The sequence below is a fragment of the Vibrio sp. 10N.261.52.A1 genome (genome assembly GCF_002876325.1).
In the GTDB taxonomy this organism is placed as follows: Bacteria; Pseudomonadota; Gammaproteobacteria; order Enterobacterales; family Vibrionaceae; genus Vibrio; species Vibrio chagasii.
On sequence record NZ_MCYD01001307.1, the window covers coordinates 1 to 873 of the forward strand.

Below are 873 nucleotides of genomic sequence, written 5' to 3' on the forward strand. Positions count from 1 at the left end.
TTGCTCTTCGAGAAGCTTATTATTGTCTTTCAGATATTGGGCACGATCTCGCAGCTCATCTTTGATGTTCTCGATCGCTTCAAGGATTTTTTCTCTCGGTGTCACGTAGTGAGTCTTTGGATAAACCGTAAAGCGTGGCAAATCTCTTTGTTTAATTGCGCCAGTTAACGGGTCGAAGATACTGATACAGTCGACTTCATCATCAAACATCTCGATTCGTACTGCATCTTGGTCGGATTCAGCCGGGAAGATATCAATCACTTCACCACGAACACGAAACTGACCACGCTCAAACGCAACATCGTTTCTAGAATATTGAAGTTCGGCCAAACGACGCAAGATATCGCGCTGATCCATGATCTCTCCACGGCTCAAGTGAAGCATCATTTTCAAATAAGACTTAGGATCACCCAGACCATAGATAGCGGACACAGACGCAACGATAATGGCGTCCTTTCTTTCTAATAGGGCCTTAGTCGCCGAGAGCCTCATTTGTTCAATATGAGCGTTTACAGACGCATCTTTCTCAATAAATGTATCCGTGGTTGGAACATAGGCTTCTGGTTGGTAGTAGTCATAGTAAGATACGAAATACTCGACGGCGTTATTCGGGAAGAAAGACTTCATCTCACCATAGAGTTGAGCAGCCAACGTCTTATTCGGCGCTAATAGGATTGCTGGTCTTTGAGATTGGGAAATGACGTTAGCAAGCGTAAAGGTTTTACCCGACCCCGTTACCCCTAATAGAGTTTGATGCGCAAGACCAGAATCCAGTCCATCTAGTAATTGGGTAATCGCAGTCGGCTGGTCACCGGACGGACTGTAGTCCGATACCAAATCAAAAAGTTTACTCATAGGTCGCCATTTCCATAC

The 873-nt window shown here is 44.9% G+C and carries 1 protein-coding gene; it reads right to left on the bottom strand.

Annotated features, from left to right (window positions below):
- A partial coding sequence (locus BCT81_RS27180; RefSeq protein WP_198596974.1) for a DEAD/DEAH box helicase family protein occupies window positions 1-855 on the bottom strand: 855 nt, incomplete at its 3' end.
- Window positions 856-873 lie beyond the last annotated feature (18 nt).